Origin of the sequence: Lysinibacillus sp. NPDC097231 (assembly GCF_044761885.1) — a bacterium.
GTDB lineage: Bacteria > Bacillota > Bacilli > Bacillales_A > Planococcaceae > Lysinibacillus.
The window spans coordinates 282,390-302,538 of record NZ_JBIWDH010000001.1 but is presented as its reverse complement, the minus strand read 5'-3'; the positions used below and the strand labels follow the sequence as shown (position 1 = coordinate 302,538).

The 20,149-nt window shown below is 37.4% G+C and carries 21 protein-coding genes and 1 other annotated feature; all 21 genes read left to right on the top strand.

Going from position 1 to position 20,149, the window contains the following annotated elements; translation table 11 throughout:
• Positions 1 to 53 precede the first annotated feature (53 nt).
• Positions 54 to 1,025, top strand: a complete 972-nt coding sequence (gene mraY, locus ACIQXF_RS01505) for a phospho-N-acetylmuramoyl-pentapeptide-transferase (RefSeq protein WP_402778107.1) — start codon at positions 54 to 56, stop codon at positions 1,023 to 1,025.
• Positions 1,025 to 2,374, top strand: a complete 1,350-nt coding sequence (gene murD, locus ACIQXF_RS01500) for a UDP-N-acetylmuramoyl-L-alanine--D-glutamate ligase (RefSeq protein WP_402778104.1) — start codon at positions 1,025 to 1,027, stop codon at positions 2,372 to 2,374. Before mraY ends, murD begins: the two co-directional genes overlap by 1 nt.
• Before the next feature lie 40 nt (positions 2,375 to 2,414).
• The gene (locus ACIQXF_RS01495) at positions 2,415 to 3,494 is read left to right on the top strand and encodes an FtsW/RodA/SpoVE family cell cycle protein (RefSeq protein ID WP_402778102.1); all 1,080 of its coding nucleotides are present in this window, start codon (positions 2,415 to 2,417) and stop codon (positions 3,492 to 3,494) included.
• A gap of 20 nt (positions 3,495 to 3,514) precedes the next feature.
• Complete coding sequence (locus ACIQXF_RS01490) at positions 3,515 to 4,345, top strand: cell division protein FtsQ/DivIB (RefSeq protein WP_402778099.1); 831 nt, start codon at positions 3,515 to 3,517, stop codon at positions 4,343 to 4,345.
• Positions 4,323 to 5,051 (top strand): DUF881 domain-containing protein, encoded by a 729-nt coding sequence (locus tag ACIQXF_RS01485; RefSeq protein WP_402778096.1) that lies wholly within the window; start codon positions 4,323 to 4,325, stop codon positions 5,049 to 5,051. The genes ACIQXF_RS01490 and ACIQXF_RS01485 overlap by 23 nt, the downstream gene beginning before the upstream one ends.
• Before the next feature lie 83 nt (positions 5,052 to 5,134).
• A complete protein-coding gene (locus ACIQXF_RS01480; protein WP_402778093.1) occupies positions 5,135 to 5,854 on the top strand; it encodes a DUF881 domain-containing protein in 720 nt (239 codons plus the stop codon).
• Between the two features lie 3 nt (positions 5,855 to 5,857).
• Positions 5,858 to 6,229: a small basic family protein gene (locus ACIQXF_RS01475; RefSeq protein ID WP_402778091.1), complete on the top strand. Its 372-nt coding sequence runs from the start codon at positions 5,858 to 5,860 to the stop codon at positions 6,227 to 6,229.
• Between the two features lie 95 nt (positions 6,230 to 6,324).
• Positions 6,325 to 7,608: a cell division protein FtsA gene (gene ftsA, locus ACIQXF_RS01470; protein WP_402778088.1), complete on the top strand. Its 1,284-nt coding sequence runs from the start codon at positions 6,325 to 6,327 to the stop codon at positions 7,606 to 7,608.
• A gap of 282 nt (positions 7,609 to 7,890) precedes the next feature.
• Entirely contained in the window at positions 7,891 to 9,048 is a 1,158-nt protein-coding gene (ftsZ, locus tag ACIQXF_RS01465; RefSeq protein ID WP_402778085.1) for a cell division protein FtsZ, read from the top strand.
• A gap of 277 nt (positions 9,049 to 9,325) precedes the next feature.
• The gene (locus tag ACIQXF_RS01460; protein WP_402778082.1) at positions 9,326 to 10,159 is read left to right on the top strand and encodes a sigma-E processing peptidase SpoIIGA; all 834 of its coding nucleotides are present in this window, start codon (positions 9,326 to 9,328) and stop codon (positions 10,157 to 10,159) included.
• A 13-nt stretch (positions 10,160 to 10,172) separates the two neighbouring features.
• On the top strand, positions 10,173 to 10,880 hold the full coding sequence (gene sigE, locus ACIQXF_RS01455; RefSeq protein ID WP_049668349.1) for an RNA polymerase sporulation sigma factor SigE: 708 nt from the start codon (positions 10,173 to 10,175) through the stop codon (positions 10,878 to 10,880).
• A gap of 114 nt (positions 10,881 to 10,994) precedes the next feature.
• Positions 10,995 to 11,768, top strand: coding sequence for an RNA polymerase sporulation sigma factor SigG (gene sigG / locus ACIQXF_RS01450; protein WP_402778080.1), 774 nt, complete (start codon positions 10,995 to 10,997; stop codon positions 11,766 to 11,768).
• Positions 11,769 to 12,284: 516 nt separating this feature from the next.
• Complete coding sequence (locus ACIQXF_RS01445; protein WP_402778077.1) at positions 12,285 to 12,521, top strand: YlmC/YmxH family sporulation protein; 237 nt, start codon at positions 12,285 to 12,287, stop codon at positions 12,519 to 12,521.
• A gap of 151 nt (positions 12,522 to 12,672) precedes the next feature.
• Positions 12,673 to 13,377, top strand: a complete 705-nt coding sequence (locus ACIQXF_RS01440; RefSeq protein ID WP_402778274.1) for a YggS family pyridoxal phosphate-dependent enzyme — start codon at positions 12,673 to 12,675, stop codon at positions 13,375 to 13,377.
• The gene (locus tag ACIQXF_RS01435; RefSeq protein WP_402778074.1) at positions 13,361 to 13,855 is read left to right on the top strand and encodes a cell division protein SepF; all 495 of its coding nucleotides are present in this window, start codon (positions 13,361 to 13,363) and stop codon (positions 13,853 to 13,855) included. The genes ACIQXF_RS01440 and ACIQXF_RS01435 overlap by 17 nt, the downstream gene beginning before the upstream one ends.
• A gap of 20 nt (positions 13,856 to 13,875) precedes the next feature.
• A complete protein-coding gene (locus ACIQXF_RS01430) occupies positions 13,876 to 14,157 on the top strand; it encodes a YggT family protein (RefSeq protein ID WP_402778071.1) in 282 nt (93 codons plus the stop codon).
• Positions 14,158 to 14,432: 275 nt separating this feature from the next.
• Positions 14,433 to 15,221, top strand: coding sequence for a YlmH family RNA-binding protein (locus ACIQXF_RS01425; protein ID WP_402778068.1), 789 nt, complete (start codon positions 14,433 to 14,435; stop codon positions 15,219 to 15,221).
• Positions 15,222 to 15,316: 95 nt separating this feature from the next.
• Positions 15,317 to 15,841, top strand: coding sequence for a DivIVA domain-containing protein (locus tag ACIQXF_RS01420; protein WP_402778065.1), 525 nt, complete (start codon positions 15,317 to 15,319; stop codon positions 15,839 to 15,841).
• Between the two features lie 282 nt (positions 15,842 to 16,123).
• Positions 16,124 to 16,343 (top strand) — a binding site (T-box leader).
• Positions 16,344 to 16,514: 171 nt separating this feature from the next.
• Entirely contained in the window at positions 16,515 to 19,283 is a 2,769-nt protein-coding gene (ileS, locus tag ACIQXF_RS01415; RefSeq protein WP_402778062.1) for an isoleucine--tRNA ligase, read from the top strand.
• 345 nt (positions 19,284 to 19,628) lie between these two features.
• Entirely contained in the window at positions 19,629 to 19,841 is a 213-nt protein-coding gene (locus ACIQXF_RS01410) for a hypothetical protein (protein ID WP_402778059.1), read from the top strand.
• Positions 19,834 to 20,082 (top strand): hypothetical protein, encoded by a 249-nt coding sequence (locus tag ACIQXF_RS01405; RefSeq protein ID WP_402778057.1) that lies wholly within the window; start codon positions 19,834 to 19,836, stop codon positions 20,080 to 20,082. Before ACIQXF_RS01410 ends, ACIQXF_RS01405 begins: the two co-directional genes overlap by 8 nt.
• Positions 20,083 to 20,149: the final 67 nt, after the last annotated feature.

Here is a 20,149-nt window from a genome sequence, read left to right as displayed (position 1 = left end):
TGTGCTTTTTTCTTGAAGAAGAAAGTGAAACAAGATTTAAAGGAGATTTTTCAATGAAACTCGCAACAACGCTTACCATTTTAGCTCTTGCTTTTATAGTAACAGTTATCCTGGCACCAATTAGTATTCCACTTCTTCGCCGATTAAAGTTCGGTCAAAGTATTCGTGAAGAAGGACCTAAATCACATATGAAAAAAGCTGGTACGCCAACAATGGGCGGCATTATTTTCTTAATTGCTATTATCCTCACTACTGTTGGTGTAGGTAGCTTTTTAGATTTATTTACAGCACAAACCGTCGTACTGCTATTAGTGTTAGCAGGGTTTGGGTTAATCGGCTTATTAGATGATGGTTTAAAAGTCGTTTTTAAACGTAATCTTGGATTAACATCACTTCAAAAGCTGATTGGTCAAATTGTCATTGCCGTCCTGGCATATTTCTTACTACATGTAGGGTCATTTGATACAACACTTGCTATACCATTTACAGACTGGACAATTGATCTTGGCATTTTCTATGTTGCCTTTTTAATTTTTTGGTTAGTAGGATTCTCGAATGCAGTGAATTTAACAGATGGTTTAGACGGCCTTGTGGCAGGTACTGCTTCCATTGCCTTTGCGGCATTTGGTGTTATTGCTTTATTCCAAGATCAGGCTGATATCGCCCTATTCACATTTGCGGTAACAGGTGCATTACTAGGATTTTTACTTTTTAATGCGAATCCTGCAAAGGTATTTATGGGGGATACTGGCTCTTTAGCGCTAGGTGGAGCTTTAGCCATGGTGTCTGTTTTAGTTAAAGAAGAATTTTTACTGTTATTAGTCGGATTAGTGTTTGTGATTGAAACATTATCGGTTATTTTACAAGTAGGTAGCTTTAAGCTTCGTAAAAAACGTATCTTTAAAATGAGTCCAATCCATCATCATTTCGAATTATCAGGTTGGTCAGAATGGAAAGTAGTACTTGTCTTTTGGTCAACCGCTTTAGCAGTAGCATTGATTGCAGTCATATCGGAGGCGTTCTAATGAGAAACTATACAGATTTACAACATAAAAAAGTGCTTGTTTTAGGTCTAGCTAAAAGCGGTGTGGCAGCAGCAGAAATTTTACATGAGCTTGGCGCCTTCGTGACGGTCAATGATTCAAAACCATTTGATGAAAGTCCAGATGCACAAGGTCTATTGCAAAAGGGGATAACGGTTATTTGTGGTCGTCACCCTGAGGATCTATTGGATGAAGGCTTTGAATTAGTTGTAAAAAATCCAGGGATTCCTTATAGCAACAAAATAGTTGCAGATGCAATAAGTCGTGAGATACCAGTTTGGACAGAAATTGAACTTGCTTATTTAATTAGCGAAGCACCATTTGTTGGTATTACAGGTTCAAATGGTAAAACAACAACGACAACAATAATTTTTGATATGTTGAATAACGGAGGCAAAAAACCGTTAATTGCAGGGAATATCGGAACAGTTGCATGTGGTGTTGCAAGGGAAGCACATAAGGATAATGTAATTGTAACGGAATTATCCTCTTTCCAATTGATGGGGACAAAAACATTTAAGCCAAAAATCGCTATTTTAACTAATCTTTATGACGCACATCTTGATTATCACGGGACTTTTGACAACTATGCGGAGGCCAAATTCGGGGTCACGCGTAATCAGGATGAGAGCGATTATTTTATCTATAATGCAGATCAGCCAATTGTTGTTGGATATGCAACAAAATCTAAGGCTATAAAGGTTCCATTTAGCTCGAAAGGTCGTACAGAAGAAGGAATTAGTGCGGATGACACGACAATTTACTGGCAAGGTGAGCCGTATATGGAGCGAGTAAATATCGCCTTGCCTGGTAAGCATAACTTAGAAAATATTTTAGCAGCTGTAGCGGCTTGCATTTTAATTGGCTGTGATAAAGCGAAAATGGAAGAGGTTTTAGCTAAGTTTGGAGGAGTTCGTCACCGTACTCAGTTTGTACGAGAATGGAACGGACGAAAGATTTACAATGACTCCAAAGCGACAAACTGTTTAGCAACAAAAAGTGCGTTAGATGCATTCCAGGCACCTGTTATTTTACTTGCAGGCGGCTTAGATCGCGGACATTCGTTTGAAGAATTACGCCCTTGTATGAGCCACGTCAAAGGTGTTGTTGCTTTTGGAGAAACAGGCCTACGCTTTGTAGAATTTGCAAAATCGTGTGGTGTACAGCAAACAGTCATTGCTCAAAATGTAGAGGACGCTGTACATTATGCAGCACCGATGTCGGCTGAAGGAGATGTTATTCTACTATCGCCTGCATGTGCAAGCTGGGATCAATATGACAGCTTTGAAATAAGAGGCGACGTTTTTATTGATGCTGTAAAGAAGCTGTAACGAGCCTGTAACTATTTTAGAATATACTTGACTTGGAAGGATGGCATTACTGAGAGGGAAAGAAAGCTATTTATTGCTCGTCACAACATTGATGCTATCAATAATCGGCATTATTTTCGTCTATTCTGCAGGTACCTATTGGAGTGCCGTTCATTATAGTGGAAAAATGCCGTTTTATATGAAGCAAAGTATGTACTTTGTAGTAGCCATTGTAGTGTTTTTAATCACTATTCGATTAAATATTTTGAGAGAGCAGTCCTTTTGGAAAATGGCCTATATATTTTCGTTGATCTTACTAGTCCTTGTACTTATACCAGGAATTGGATTAGTACGAAATGGTTCTCAAAGCTGGATTGGTGTAGGTCCATTAACCATCCAGCCTGCAGAGTTAACGAAAATTACAGTCATTGGGTATTTGAGTCATATATTAGCGCAACATAAAACGGGTACGCCGGTTGTTAATTGGCGGCATGGATTGGTTTTGTTAATTCCTGTTGTCCTTATTATGTTGCAGCCTGATTTTGGTTCGGTATTTATTCTCGTTGTTTCTGTGTTTTTATTGTTTTTTGTGGCAGGGTATCCTTTAAAACTTTATGCCATGTTTATGGTAGCTGGGATTGCTGGATTAGTTGGTTTGATTGTCACAGCGCCATATCGGCTAAAGAGAATAGAGGCATTTATTGATCCGTGGGTCGATCCTTTAGGTAGTGGCTTTCAGGCAGTTCAATCACTAATGGCTATTGGTCCTGCGGGTATCTTCGGGCATGGGTTTGGACAAAGTAGGCAAAAGTTTTTATACTTACCTGAACCACAAAATGACTTTATTTATGCAATTATTCTTGAAGAGGTTGGATTGCTTGGTGGCCTCGTTATTTTGGCCCTTTTTGTACTAACAATTTATGCAGGCTATAAATTCGCGGTACAGGCTAAAACAAGAACATCTTATTACGCGATAATTGGACTTGTAACAATGTTGACCGTGCAAGCATTTCTAAATATAGCAGTAGTTATTGGTTTAGTTCCTGTAACGGGTGTAACATTACCTTTTATCAGCTACGGAGGGACATCTTTAGTAACAATGTGGTTGATAATAGGCATTATTTATCAATTAGCGAAATAAATATAAAGGAGGAGTACTTTTTGGAGAAAGTAATTGATATAGAAGATCGCATCCCTACGCTAAAAAAGCGACGAAAAAAGCGTACAAATCGGAAATTTATAGTGCTAATATTACTTTTCTTTTGCGTGTTAGCAGTACTCCTTTATTTTCAATCTCCTTACAGTAAAATCAATAAAATTACAATCAAGGGAGCTTGGTTAGCAGATGAACAATATTATTCACAGGCTAGTACTCTTGCACCTGGAAAGTCGATGTGGGGTTTTAAAGTAAAAGATATAGAGGCGTTATTACTGAAGGATAAATGGGTAAAAGAAGCGCATGTTAAACGTAATTGGCTTCGTGGGGTAACTATAGATATTAAAGAATGGAAAAAAGTTGCGTATTTAGCTGGTGACGGTACTTATTATCCATTGCTTGAGAACGGTAAACGATTTGAGCAGGCTGGGGATGCCATTCCCATGGATGCACCTGTTTTTATCGGCATAACTGGCGAAAAGACAATTAAGAAGCTTGTGGTGCAATTAGCAAAATTAAAGCCAGAAGTATTAGCTTTAATTTCTCAAGTTAATACAAACAGTAATGACACTAATCCTAATGCGGTCAAACTCTATATGAATGATGGCTATGAAGTACGTGCTGTTATTCAATCTTTAGCTGAAAAGTTAAATTACTACCCTTCAATAGTGGCCCAGATTAGTAATTTAGAAAAGGGTATTATTGATTTAGAGGTCGGCTCGTATTATCGTCCTTTCAATGATGAGTACAACCAAATAAGTATTGACTTAGAAAATGCAAATGGAGAAACGGCCAACCAGGAAGTGAATAAAGATGAACAACAAGGGAATGAATAGCAAAGGAAATTTCTTTTCAAGGAAGCAATTTCAGTTACTTATTGTTTGCGTGACAATGGGATTTATCGTTGGCTATTCTTACAACCAAGCAAAAGATAACCGAGATGCAAGTTCGATTAATTCAAAGCTTTTTGAGCAAGAGGATTCATATCGTGAGGAGTTAATCGCACAGCAAGAACGTAATAAAGAGCTTTCTGAAGAGGCAAATGCTTTACAAGAAAAAATTCGTAAGTATGAAAAATCATTTGTTGCGGGTGAAAAGAATTATAAAAATCTTGTTGAAGAAGCAGAGGATTTACGTTTGTTATTGGGTGATATAAATGCAGAAGGAAAAGGGATTCGGCTAACCCTGCAAGATGGTGATTACGATCCGAAATCTGCTAATCCTAATGAATATATCGTGCATGAAAGTCATGTTTTTAAATTGCTCAATGAGCTTAAAATTTCTGGCGCACAAGCAATTGCTATTAATGGACAACGGGTCTTGGCGAATTCCTATATTCGTTGTAATGGACCAGTCATTACTATTGATGGCAAGCAACACCCAGCTCCATTTGTCATCGAGGCCGTTGGGAATTCAACAACATTGGCGGCTTCCTTAAATTTAAATGGTGGCGTAGTGGATCAATTACTAAATGACAATATTGTCGTGTCATTAGAAGAAAATCAAAAACTAACAATGCCAAGTGTAAAAGTCGAGAGTTAAACGATTTCATTTTTACATCTATCCTCCAGTTAAGTGATAGATTTTAATCTGTGGGGCTTACGATACGTCTAGGAGGGGCTATTTTGAAAAAAAATATGTACACCCGAATAACGATCGTGCTATTTATTATCGGTTTGATGATAGCGGTACAATACAATACCATACAACAACCAGCTGAGCGAGATACACGAGATATTTGGGCCATAAGAGAGGAATTAGCAGAGGAAAAGCAAAGACATTCCACATTATTAGCAGAAATTCGCTCACTTAATGAAGTAGTGGATCGCTATGAGCAATCTGAAAAAGCAAGTTTACAATCAGCATTAAATGAAACATTAAATCGTTTAAAGTTACAGGCAGGGCTAACGGAAGTCACAGGACCAGGTGTTGTACTTCGTGTTGAGCCAGCGCCTGAATTAGTAGAAATGGGGTATGAAATCCAAGAAATTTCACCTGATTTACTAACCCAATTACTGAATACCCTGTTTAAAAACAATGCAGCTAGTGTTTCGATTGATGGAAATCGCGTTGTACATACGACAGCCATTCGGGACATAAATGGAAAAACCACAGTGAATAGTGTACCACTGTCCTCGCCACCTTTTGAAATTTATGTTGGGACAAGCTCTTTTAAGGAAGCTCAAAAAATGTACAATTCGTTACAAGCTTCAACATTTATCGATTCCTTTTATTTAGATAACTTTAATCTAGTAATAGAAGAGCCGATTGAACAGTTAACAATCCCAGCATTTGATCAGCAGTTGACAAATGATTATTTAACAGAGGTGAAAAAAGGAGAATAATATATGTGGCTACCATTTTTAGGTTTGATATTTGGACTTGCCCTAGGCTTGTTAACAAATATACAAATACCCTCTATTTATGAAAATTATCTGTCAATAGCTGTTTTAGCAGCCTTAGATACATTATTTGGCGGTATTCGCGCTCAATTACAGCAAGTATATGACGATAAAGTATTTGTATCAGGATTCTTTTTTAATATAATTCTTGCAGCAGGTTTGGCCTTTTTAGGAGTGTATTTAGGAATAGATTTGTATCTAGCGGCCATTTTCGCTTTTGGAGTACGTTTATTCCAAAATATAGCAATAATTAGGCGTATTTTACTAACTCGGTTAGATGAAAAACGTCACAAGAAGAAAAAAACTTCCATAGAATGAGAGAAAAATTGACCAAAATACTCGATTTGCTTAGACATTATGCCAAATTTACAATAGAATGAAAATAAGAGCATTTTTCAAGGAGGTGCAGCGGATTGAATCAGCAAGATTTATATATTTCTCTTGATATAGGATCATCCTCTATCAAGGTATTAATAGGTGAAATGAGTGACGGTCAATTACATGTAATTGGGGTCGGAAATGTAAAATCGAATGGGGTTCGAAAAGGTGCAATTGTTGATATTGATGCAACAGTTCAATCTATTCGAAAAGCAATAGAACAAGCCGAGCGAATGACAGGATATCAAATTAATGAAGTCGTTTTAGGAGTTCCAGCTAACCAGACGATGTTACAACTAGTTAAAGGTGTTGTCGCTGTAAATAGTGATAATAGAGAAATTACAGATGATGATTTAGACAGAGTGGTAGAATCTGCACAGGTCATGTCAATACCTCCTGAACGTGAATTAGTTAACATCATTCCAAGACAATTTATTGTGGATAACTTAGACGAAATTAAAGATCCTCGTGGTATGATTGGTATCCGTCTAGAGATGGATGCCACAATGATTACAACTTCCAAGACACTTTTACACAATGTTCTTCGCTGTGTTGAACGTGCGGGTCTAAGTATTCGAGAAATATATTTGCAACCGTTAGCAGCAGGTTTTTTTGCCCTAACAGAGGATGAGAAAAACCAGGGTACTGCCTTTATTGATTTAGGGGGCGGTTCAACTACTATCACAGTGTTTGAAGAGGGACTGTTGACACATACGGGTGTAATTCCAATTGGTGGCGATCATATCACAAAAGATATATCGATAGTCTTAAAAACTCCAACAGAACAAGCTGAACAAATTAAACACCAATTTGGACATGCCTATTATGACGACGCATCAGATGATGAGTTGTTTGAAGTACCGATTGTAGGCACAGATTCAACAGATCAGTATAGTCAGCGTTTTATCTCTGAAATTATTGGTGCTCGCTTGGAAGAGTTATTTGAATTAGTGATTGACGAGTTAGCGCGTCTAGGTGTTCGTGATTTACCGGGCGGTGTTGTTTTAACAGGTGGCGTTGCAAAGCTTGAAGGTATTGCACAACTGGCACGTCAAATTCTGCAAACGCGTGTTAGAATATATACACCCGATTATATTGGCGTCAGAGAGCCTTCGTATACGACGGCAGTTGGACTTATTCGTTACGCCTATTTAGAAGATGATTTTTACGGAAAAAGTACAAATACGCAGCCTATTGAATATGCGGTTGTAGGTTCTCCAGCAGCCACACCTAAGAAGCAAGAATATGCCGCACCTTCAGAATCAAAAGGAAGCGTAATCGGGAGAGCAAAAAAATTATTTGATAAGTTTTTTGATTAACTTCTTTCAGCAAATGTCCTTTGTACCGAAAGCATAGCGACAGGTACAGAAGTCTCCCACCTCTATAGGTGGTGAGAGATGAATGCGGATTTAAGCTACTTTTCAGCAGATGTCCAAACACCTGCTGAAAGAAGTTAATGCCTCCGGCGGATGTCACGGAATCGGAAAGGAGTTCTTTGTGCCAGCACAAAGCCGATTCCGGACGCAATTATACCGAGGCATAATTGATCTTGAATGCGTAATGAATGATACAGAGTCGAGTTACCGTGGGAGGAAAAAGAAATGTTAGAATTTGATACAAGTATTGATCAACTTGCAGTAATAAAAGTCATTGGTGTTGGTGGTGGCGGTAACAACGCTGTCAATCGAATGATAGAACATGGTGTACAAGGTGTTGACTTTATCGCAGTAAACACAGATGCACAGGCACTAAATTTATCTAAAGCAGAAGCAAAGCTACAAATTGGTACAAAACTAACTCGTGGTTTAGGAGCAGGAGCAAACCCGGAGGTAGGGAAAAAAGCCGCAGAAGAGAGCCGTGAACAATTAGAAGAGGTTCTACGTGGTGCAGATATGGTATTCGTTACAGCTGGAATGGGTGGAGGAACTGGTACTGGTGCAGCGCCAGTAATCGCTCAAATTGCACGCGATTTGGGAGCCCTTACAGTCGGTGTTGTAACACGTCCATTTACGTTTGAAGGTCGTAAACGACAAACTCAAGCTATCGGTGGTATTGGTGGTATGAAGGAGTCTGTAGATACTTTAATCGTTATTCCTAACGACAAGCTACTACAAATTGTCGATAAATCTACGCCAATGCTTGAGGCATTCCGTGAAGCCGACAATGTTTTACGTCAAGGTGTACAAGGTATTTCGGATTTAATTGCCACGCCAGGTCTTATTAACTTAGACTTTGCAGACGTAAAAACAATTATGTCTAATAAAGGTTCAGCGTTAATGGGTATTGGTATTGCAACAGGTGAAAACCGTGCTGCAGAAGCAGCTAAAAAAGCAATTTCAAGTCCTTTACTTGAATCATCAATTGATGGCGCTAAGGGAGTCTTGATGAATATTACAGGTGGCTCGAACCTTAGCTTATTTGAAGTACAAGAAGCGGCAGATATCGTAGCTTCAGCATCAGATGAAGAGGTAAATATGATTTTCGGTTCTGTTATTAACGAAAATCTAAAAGATGAAATAATTGTGACAGTGATTGCCACTGGTTTCTCAGAAGAAGTTCTACAGCAACAACGTAGTACTACAAGACCAACGTTAAATTCAAATAAACAAGCTACACAGCAACAGCAAGCTCCAATTCGTGAACAACGTCAAGATGTATATGTACAGCAAGAGCAACCACGTCAAAATCAACAAAATTATGCGCAGGATGACATGCTTGAGGTACCAGCATTTTTACGTAACCGTAAAAATCGTGGATAAATGAAAGAATCTAACTTCTAAAAAGCTCGTATTTTACATATGTAAAATACGAGCTTTTTTTCTTTATATAGCAAGTATTTTTATAGTGAAAATGAAGTGCAAATGAGGCGACACGCCAATTAGATAGAGGTAATTGGTATTTGAACGTAAAAATTAATTATGTTCGAACGTGTAAGGAAAAGATGTATTTTGTCAAAACATTTTAAGGAAATGATGCGATTGTTTGACAATATTTGTGAGTGTAACATGCTAACTTTGTAAGTAGGAGGCGGCTGTTATGTATGGAGAATGGCTGGTGCTCATTAATACGCTTTTTAATCTAGCGATCCTCACGTTTACGGCAAAAATAACAGGGGTTATTGTAAAGAACACGAGATTATTAATGAGTTCTATTTGTAGTAGTTTTGTAGCTGTAATAGGTGGTCAAATGCTGTTGACAACGTTGCTGAGCTTTATCTTACTAATTGGTATTGCTTTTCGCTTCAAGCTTCGAAGCTTTCAAAAGCAAGGACCAATCGTTTTGACTGCAACAATTGTTGTCGGTGGATTGTTAACAGCGTTACAACCGTACTTAAAAAATCTTTCTGTCGTCCATTTTATAATTATTTGCTTACTTTTAGCTGTTGGTAATCTTGTTGCTTTTTATAAGCAATGGGGATTTGTAAAGCTAGAGCGTCTAAGTGGTCAGTTTGTTTTTGATACGATGTTAAAAATTTTTGATGTAAAGATTCCACTCTCTGCATTTGTGGATACTGGTAATCAAGCTATCGAGCCTCTATCAGGAAAACCTGTTCACTTTGTCTCTTATGCAGCTTTACGACCACATTTACCTGCAGCATTTTGTAAATCATTATTAGAATGGCAAGAAACTGATCCGTACAATGTATCAATGTTTTCAGAAGATTATCAGCGTTATATTCGATTCATTCATGTCAATACAGTACAGCAGCAGTCAGTTGTACTAGGTTTTCGCTTTGATGAGTGGCAAATAAAAGGGGAGCACTCACAAGTGAAAACGAATGAATATATTGTTTTAACCAAAAAGGCTAAAAATTTTCCACATAGCACAGCAGCAATTTTACATTTTTCAGCGCTTTCAAATAACTCATAGAGGGGGAGAACTATTGCTTCTTAGGCTACTTGCTAGCTTGAAAAAATTTTGGAGTAAGTTTCGGAGTCGTGAAACGTACTATATAGGGGGAAATGATTCATTGCCAGTGCCATTAAGTCGAGAAGAAGAAGTTACAGTCATTGCATCCTTTATGAATGGTGATTTACGAGCTAGAGATACACTAATTGAACGTAATTTACGTCTTGTTGTTTATATTGCTAGACGTTTTGATAATACGGGTACGCCGATTGAGGACTTAATTAGTATTGGCTCTATCGGTTTAATTAAGGCAATTGAAACGTTCAATACAGATAAAAATATAAAGCTTGCAACATACGCATCACGTTGTATTGAAAATGAAATTTTGATGCATTTACGTAAAACAAGCCGAATGAAGGGTGAAGTTTCATTGGATGAGCCATTAAATTCTGATGCGGATGGAAACGAGTTGCTATTGTCTGATATTTTAGGCACTGAAGAGCATATTATTTTAGACAATGTAGAGAAGAAGATTGAGCGTCAACATATGTTTCATGCCATTAATTTACTAGGTGCGCGTGAAAGATATATTATGGAATGTCGTTTCGGCCTCAATGGCAAAATTGAAATGACTCAAAAAGAAGTTGCCGATCATTTAGGAATTTCACAATCATATATTTCACGATTAGAGAAGAAAATTATTCAAGATTTACGTGAAAACTTGAATCAGCCAATATCTTAGAGAGGGAAATTTATCCTACCTAAAATTGGTCGTAGCTTTGGTGCATATTCTCGTTTCTCTCGGACAAACTGATGTCACGGTTTAGTCAGAGAATAACATCCGGAGGAATCGAATATGCGAACTAAAGTAGATCTTTGCGGCTTAGATACATCGACTTTGCCAATTTTAAAGCACGAGGAAATGAAGGAGCTCTTCATCCGTTTACAAGCTGGAGAAACTGAAGTTAGGGAAGAGCTTGTAATGTGCAATTTAAGGTTAGTGCTCAGTATTGTCGGTAGATTTGCCTACAGGGGTGAACAGGCAGATGATTTATTTCAAGTAGGCTGTATTGGCCTTATGAAAGCCATTGATCATTTTGACTTGAAGCATAATGTGCGATTTTCAACATATGCTGTTCCAATGATCATTGGAGAAATTCGTCGCCATCTGCGTGATCATCATGCGTTACGTGTTTCTCGTTCTCTTAGAGATATTGCATATAAGGCGATGCAGGCAAAAGAGCAATGGATAACCGATAATTTGCGAGAACCAACGATTGAAGAAATTGCTGAAATGATTGACATGAAAAAGGAAGATGTTCTTTTTGCTTTAGATGCCATTCAAGACCCAGTTTCATTACAAGAGCCTATTTATTCAGACGGTGGAGACGCTGTTTATATGATGGACCAATTACGTGATGATGATGTATCAGAGGATCAATGGGTTGCCTACGTGTCGGTAAAGGAAAGTTTGCAAAAGCTCGATGAACGTCAACAAATGATTGTTGCAAAGCGTTTTTATTATGGTGAAACACAAACTGAAATTGCGAAAGAATTAGGAATTTCTCAAGCGCAAATTTCACGACTAGAAAAAAATGCGATAGAAACAATGCAGAAAGATTATAAGTAAAAGACAATGCGCATCCGAACTCTGGGGTGCGCATTTTATTTATTAAACAAAATGCAGGTGATTTCCGTTCCGACTGGTCACTATAAAGTAAAAGGATTAACACACAGTTTGTGCAGGAATCCTTTTTCGCTTATTAGAAGGTGGATGTCGATAAAATTCAGAAGATAGGTGATAAAACGTAAAAGTTTATCGATAAAAATTAAAAGTTCGGCGATAATTCTTGAAAGTGTTCCGATAAAACTAAAAAGTTGGATGTCATTTTGTTAAAACGTATATCATATGAATTTGTTTATTTCCGTTCCGATTGGGCGCCCCTTGGGGAATGGAAAGCGACCCCTCCTTTTGCCAAAAAGCCATACTTAATTTAATATGACATAGCGCTACAACATCGACAAAGATTCCTTGATCATTTCATGTTCATTTAAACAATAATAAACACATAAATATAAAGGGAGGGAAAACATAGTTTGTTGAGATAAAAACGATGTTGAGAGTAATTGATTTAGGAGGGATAAAATGCGTTTCTCGATGTTGCAACAAAAAGAAGTAATTGAAGCAGGCAATGGACGTTTTTTAGGATTTGTGGTAGATGCAGAGGTTTCAAAAGAAACAGGCTATGTAACAGCCTTTATGATTGCAGAACCACGTAAATACCTGGGACTTTTTCGGGGAGAAGATTCTATAAGGAAAGTGTATATGAAAGATGTACTTGTAGTGGGAAAGGATGTCATCTTAGTTAAAGCATTATCCTAAATGGTGAAATTATTTTCAATCGAAAAAGCCAAGCTATTGGAAATAGATGAATGATGCAAATGTACTTTCACATAGGTCAGGCTATTCATTGATAATTCAAGCATAGCTTGTTACAATAAAGGAAACTATTGTTGTAAAGTTGGGAAAAACAGTGACTAAAATCTTAACAAATTTAAACAAAATTAATGATCTAATACATGTAGCAAAAAAACGTGCAAATCGTGAAACAGAGAGAGTTCAAATTATTGCAGTAACAAAAGAGGTTTCAGTAGAAAGAACGCAAGAAGCAATTGATGCAGGACTTATTCATTTAGGAGAAAATCGACCTGAGGGATTAAATCGCAAAATTGAAGCGATTCAAGCTAATGTACATTGGCATTATATAGGATCTTTACAAACACGTAAGGTAAAGCAGGTCATTAACAACATAGATTATTTACATTCATTGGATCGTCTGAGCTTAGCAGAAGAAATTGAAAAAAGAGCAGACAAACCTGTAAAATGCTTTGTACAAGTTAATGTATCAGGGGAAGAATCGAAACATGGTTTATCGTTTGAAGAAGCCCTTCCTTTTATTGAATCATTAAAAAATTTTACGAAAATTGAAGTTGTTGGTTTAATGACAATGGCACCAAATACAGATGACGATGCTATTATTCGCTCTGTTTTTAAGCAATTAAAACAATGTCAACAGCAAATAGCCGAGCAAGGATTCGCACACGCACCTTGTACCGAGGTATCAATGGGCATGTCTAATGACTTTGAAATTGCGGTAGAGGAAGGGGCTACATTTGTACGAGTCGGAACGGCTCTTGTTGGAAATGAAAGAGGGGAACAGGATGAGCATGAAAAATAAAATTAAAAACTTCTTTTATCTAGAGGAAGAATTAGAAGAAGAAATCACGCAAGCTCCTATTCAACAGCAACAACCCGTACAACATCAGCAACCGATTCAGTCAGTGAAGCCTAAAAAAAGTATCAAAGAACGAAAAGCTCAGGTTCATGAAATAGTTCCACAGAGTAATGCTTCAAATAATATAGTAAGTTTACAGGCAGCTATGAATTCTAAAGGTGCAAAAGTTGTATTAGTGGAACCTAGAGTTTATGCTGAAGCACAAGATATCGCTGAGCATTTAAAAAACAAACGTGCAACAATCGTTAATTTACAGCGTATAGAACGAGAGCAAGGTGTGCGCATTATTGATTTTTTAAGTGGCACAGTTTATGCACTTGGCGGTGACATACAAAGAATCGGTAAAGACATTTTCCTATGTACACCTGAAAATGTAGAAGTGTCTGGCGAAATTTCAAATTTTATTTTAGACGATAATTAATAGCGAGGATTGTAATTTATATGATGTTATATTCTATTTTGTACTTTGTTGATAAAGCATTTAATATATACTCATTTATGTTAATCGGATATATATTAATGTCATGGGTGCCTGCTGCACAAAATTCAACAATTGGTCGAATACTTGAAAAGGCGTGTGAACCATATTTAGGTATTTTCAGGAAATTCATTCCGCCCCTTGGTATGATTGATATTTCACCAATTGTGGCAATATTTGTGCTTAATATTATAAAAAATGGGCTTTTTATTGTTATTCAATATATATACAATATGTTAGGTTAACAAAAATCCTCACGAATGGTGAGGGTTTTTTATTTATTTGGGAATACTACATACAAACCTTGAACGAATTGAGAAAGCTATGCATTGTGCTTGTAGAAACAAAAGTGATGGATAGAACTGACAAAACACCGGATAGAAGAGTCGAAGTGGATAGGATCAACGAAATGAAGGATAAAAGAACCGAAGTGACTAATAGAAGAGTCAAAACGATGAATAAATAAGTCGTAAAAATAACAATAAAATAGAATTAGTAGATAATAGAGGGTGAGAGTATTATGGAGCATTTAATTCAGCATTTTAGGAAAGATGAACAGCCTTTTATTGAACAGGTTGTGAGTTTGCAGCGTGAGGTGGAGGATCGATATGCTCCAAAGCTTACTGATTTTCTAGATCCTCGACAGCGATTTATTGTGACATCCATTATTGGACAGTATGACACATTAAAAACAGTTAGTGCCGGGCTCTTTGATAAAGCAGAAAGACAACGTATGCTAATCTATCCAACATATTACGAACCAGTTGAAGAGGATTTTCAGCTTACGGTTTTTACGATTCAATACCCTGCAAAATTTGTACAATTACAGCATCCAGATGTTCTTGGAGCATTATTATCTTTAGGACTGAATCGTGGCAAATTTGGCGATATTCGTGTAAATGAATACCAAATACAGTTTGTTGTAGCTAATGAGGTTTCAGAATATGTACGTTTACATTTAACAGGTATCGGCAAGGTAAAAGTGCATGTAGAATCAATAAAAGAGAAGGAGCCCCTTCTTGAAAATGAGGAAGAATGGCTGGAAGAGTTTCATACTGTTTCCTCTATGCGTTTAGATGTTGTCATTGCCACCGTTTTAAAAATGTCTCGTCAAAAGGCGCAGGCATTAATTACGGGTAAAAAAGTCCGTGTCAATTGGACTGAGAGAGATACAGTTGCATTTGAATTACAAGAAGGAGATATAGTATCAGTACGCGGAAGCGGTCGAGTAAAAATTAGTATGACTGAAGGACGGACGAAAAAAGATAAAATTCGATTGCAAGTCGGTCGATTGGCCCAAAAAAGCTGAAAATCAAGTAATTTTCATTAATTTTTACTGCTAAGTTGTCGGAACAATTGTATAATAGGAAATACGAATGTACATGTAAAGGAGAGAAGGATCGTATGCCATTATCACCTATTGATATACATAATAAGGAGTTTACAAAATCCTTCAGGGGTTATGCTGAAGATGAAGTAAATGAATTTTTAGATCAAATTATTAAAGACTATGAAATTTTACTGCGTGAAAAAAAGGATGTCGACAAACAACTAGAAATGGCTTTAGAACAAGCGAGACATTTTAACTCCTTAGAGGAAACGTTACAAAAATCGATTGTTGTAGCTCAAGAGGCAGCTGATGAAGTGCGAAGAAATTCGCAAAAAGAGGCAAAGCTTATTGTAAAGGAAGCAGAAAAGAATGCTGATCGTATTGTCAATGAGGCTTTAACGAAAGCTCGTAAAGTAACAATTGAAATTGATGAGCTAAAGAAACAATCAAAGGTATTCCGAAATCGTTTTAAAATGCTTGTTGAGGCACAACTTGATTTACTGAATGCAGATGACTGGGATCATTTGCTGCAATATGATATTGATCTTACTGAAATTCAATCGTCTGTTGATGAAGCACAGGAATCCGATCAAGTTTAACTTCTTTCAGCTAGTGTTAGGTACACCTACTGAAATAGAGGAACTCAGGCTAAGAACTTCACTTCCTGTGAAAAATACCTGAGTGACCAACAACATGTTGTTGTTGCCGCTTCGCTTTCGTACAGACAAAAACATGTTGCTGTCGCTACGCTTTCGTACAGAGCCGAATCATAATGGATATGCTCATTTTTGTAGTAGTGTAGATCGTTAATAAGTGAAGCTTGACGTGATTGTTTGATTTTCATATACTAATGGAATAGTAATTATTTTGAACAGATATGCATACAGGCAGAGATGAAGACAGTATTTGTTAGGCGTAGTAAAGCGATTTGGGGATAGTGTGAGCCCAAACAAGCAAATAACAATGAATATCACTTCTGAGCTAAATAACTGAAAGAAGTAAGTTATTTCGTGATGCACGACGTTAACGTGCTTAAAGTGGTAGTACAATTTTGTACTACAATTAGGGTGGTACCGCGAGTATAAGCTTCTCGTCCCTTTGAGGGATAGAGAGGCTTTTTTTATTTGCTTAAATTAGCATTTCAGAATAAGAAACTTTGTCTTCTAAGTGTTCATTGTTAAAATGTTTCAGATTTGCTAATAACTGTCTTATGTGAATGAGCGCCTTAGTGCATTTGTTCTTTGTTTGTAAAAATTAAGGAGGAATTGAAAAATGGTCGAATATAAAGATACTTTATTAATGCCAAAAACAGATTTCCCAATGCGTGGAAATTTACCGGCAAATGAACCGAAGATGCAAGAAAAATGGGATGAAATGGACATTAACAAATTACAGATGGAGCGCACTGAAGGACGTCCAGAATATGTGCTACACGATGGTCCTCCTTATGCAAATGGTGATATCCATATCGGTCATGCTTTAAATAAAGTGTTGAAAGATATGATTACACGTCATCGCTCTATGTCTGGCTACCATGTAAACTACATTCCCGGCTGGGATACACATGGTTTACCAATCGAGCAAGCACTTACAAACAAAGGTGTAAAGCGCAAAGAAATGTCTGTTGCTGATTTCCGTAAATTATGTGAAGAGTATGCTTACGAACAAATTGACAATCAACGCACACAATTCCGCCGTTTAGGTGTTCGTGGTGATTGGGAAAATCCATATATTACATTAAAACCAGCATTTGAAGCACGCCAAATTGAAGTATTCGGTAAGATGGCGGAAAAAGGCTATATTTATAAAGGCTTAAAACCAGTATACTGGTCTCCATCATCTGAATCAGCGCTTGCAGAAGCTGAAATTGAATATAAAGATATAAAATCTCCTTCTATTTATGTAAGCTTTGCAATCAAGGATGCTAAAGGTGTAGTACCAGCAGATGCTAAATTTATCATTTGGACAACGACACCTTGGACTATTCCAGCGAACTTAGGGATTTCAGTAAACCCTGAATTTACCTATGTTGTTGTAGCAGTTACAGATAAAAAATTCATCATTGCGAAAGAATTATTAGAAACAGTTGCTAGCGTACTTGAGTGGGAAACATATGAAGTTGTACAGGAAGTAAAAGGTGACGCATTAGATCGTATTGTTGCACAGCATCCATTCTATGACCGTGAATCTCTTGTGATGGTTGGAGAACACGTAACGGCTGAAGCGGGTACTGGTTGTGTTCATACTGCGCCTGGTCACGGGGAAGATGACTATTATATTAGTAAGCAATATGATTTACCAATTCTTAGCCCAGTTGATAATAGTGGTTGCTATACTGATGAAGCACCTGGTTTTGAAGGTGTATTCTACAATGATGCAAACAAATTAATCACAGAAAAATTAAAAGAAGTAGGCGCATTAGAAAAGCTTAACTTCTTTACACACTCTTATCCACATGACTGGCGTACGAAAAAACCAGTTATTTATCGTGCAACACCACAATGGTTTGCGTCAATAGATGCATTCCGTGAAGAGTTATTAGAGGCTGTAAAATCAACAACATTTACACCTGCTTGGGGTGAAACACGCCTTTATAATATGATTCGTGACCGTGGAGACTGGGTAATTTCACGTCAGCGAGCATGGGGTGTTCCAATTCCAATTTTCTATGCTGAAAATGGAGAGCCAATTATTACGCAAGAAACAATCGCCAATATCTCTGCATTATTCCGTGAGCATGGATCAAATATTTGGTTCCAAAAAACTGCAAAAGAATTATTACCTGAAGGTTTCACACATCCCGGTAGCCCGAACGGTGAGTTTACAAAAGAAAATGATATTATGGACGTTTGGTTCGACTCAGGCTCTTCACACCAAGGTGTGTTAGTAGAACGTGGTATGAAATATCCAGCTGATTTATATTTAGAGGGCTCTGACCAACATCGTGGATGGTTTAACTCATCATTAATTACTTCGGTAGCTATTAATGGCTATGCACCATATAAAGGACTATTAACGCATGGTTTCGTTTTAGATGGTGAAGGTCGTAAAATGAGTAAGTCATTAGGGAATGTAATAATCCCTAAAAAAGTGATGGATCAATACGGTGCAGATATTCTTCGTTTATGGGTTGCTTCTGTCGATTATACAGGCGACGTTCGTATCTCAATGGATATGTTAAAGCAAGTATCCGAAGTTTATCGCAAAATCCGTAACACATTCCGTTTCTTACATGGTAATGTAGCTGATTTCGATCCGTCGAAAGATCGTGTAGCATATACAGAGCTTCGTGAAATGGATCAATACGTTTATATGCGCCTACAAGATGTCTTAAAAACTGTAAGTGCTGCATATGATCGTTATGATTTTGCAGCTGTTTATCATACGGTGAATAACTTTGTTGCAGTAGAATTATCTTCATTCTATTTAGATATTGCAAAAGATGTAGTATACATCGAAGGTAATGACAATAAAGATCGTCGTGCGATGCAAACAGTTATTTATGATACATTGATGACATTAGTAAAAGTGATGACACCAATTATCCCTCATACAACTGACGAAATGTGGTCTTACTTACAAGCACAAGGTCTTGTAGAAGAGGAATCTGTACAATTAACAGACTTCCCAGAGGTAGATGAACAGGAAAACTTCGAAAGTCTACGTGCTAAATGGGTAAAAATTATTGATGTTCGTGATGATATTTTAAAAGCATTAGAAGAAGCTCGTAATGCAAAAACAATTGGTAAATCGCTTGAAGCTAAAGTGACAGTTTATGCGAAAGAGGATGTGGCAGCATTATTGAATGATGCAAGCATTGACTTCGCACAACTTTCAATTGTTTCTACTTTTGAAGTAGCACCAATAGAAGCTGCACCTACTGATGCATTAGCTCTTGAACATGCATCGATTGTTGTAGAGAAAGCAACAGGTGAAAAATGTGAGCGTTGCTGGTCAATTTCTGAAACAGTCGGCACAAATGAAGCACATCCAACAGTGTGCGCGCGTTGTGCAGAGGTTGTAGAAAAATATTACGTTTAATATAAACTAAAAATCTATATTATACCGAGGCATAATTGATCATATCAATAACCTCATGTAAACAAGCAAACACCCTTAAGCTATTTCTATTACTTATGAAGTGATAGGAATAGCTTTTTTTGTTCTATAAAAATGGAAAGTGGCAGATAGGACGATCAGAGTGATGGATAGAACTGACAAAGTGACGGATAGGAAAGGCCGAAGTGAAAGAAGAGCTGAAGTGAAGGAAAGAAAGAAGAGAGACGGATAGAAGAGTGAAATTGACGGATAGAACTGACAAAGTGATGGAAAGAAAGGCGAAAGCGACGGAAAGCAGAGCCGAAGTGAAGGAAAGAAAGAATAGCGATGGATAGAAGAGCGAAAGTGACGGATAGAACGGTCAGAGAGATGGATAGAAAGATAAAAACGATGGAAAGCAGAGCCGAAGTGAAGAAAAAAAGAAGAGAGACGGATAGAAGAGTGAAAGTGACGGATAGAACTGACAAAGTGATGGAAAGAAAGGCGAAAGCGACGGAAAGCAGAGCCGAAGTGAAGGAAAGAAAGAATAGCGATGGATAGAAGAGCGAAAGTGACGGATAGAACGGTCAGAGTGATGGATAGAAAGACAAAAACGATGGAAGGCAGAGCTGAAGTGAAGGAAAAAAGAAGAGAGACGGATAGAAGAGTGAAATTGACGGATAGAACTGACAAAGTGATGGAAAGAAAGGCGAAAGCGACGGAAAGAATAGCCAAAGCAGCGGATATCTCAGTGAACGCCCTTAGTAAAGCCCGAGTCGTAACGAAAATCAACCTCACATAATGGTGATGACTTATATTTTCATGCTATATTAGTTATTCTGAGATGGGCTGTTATGGTAGAATAGGTT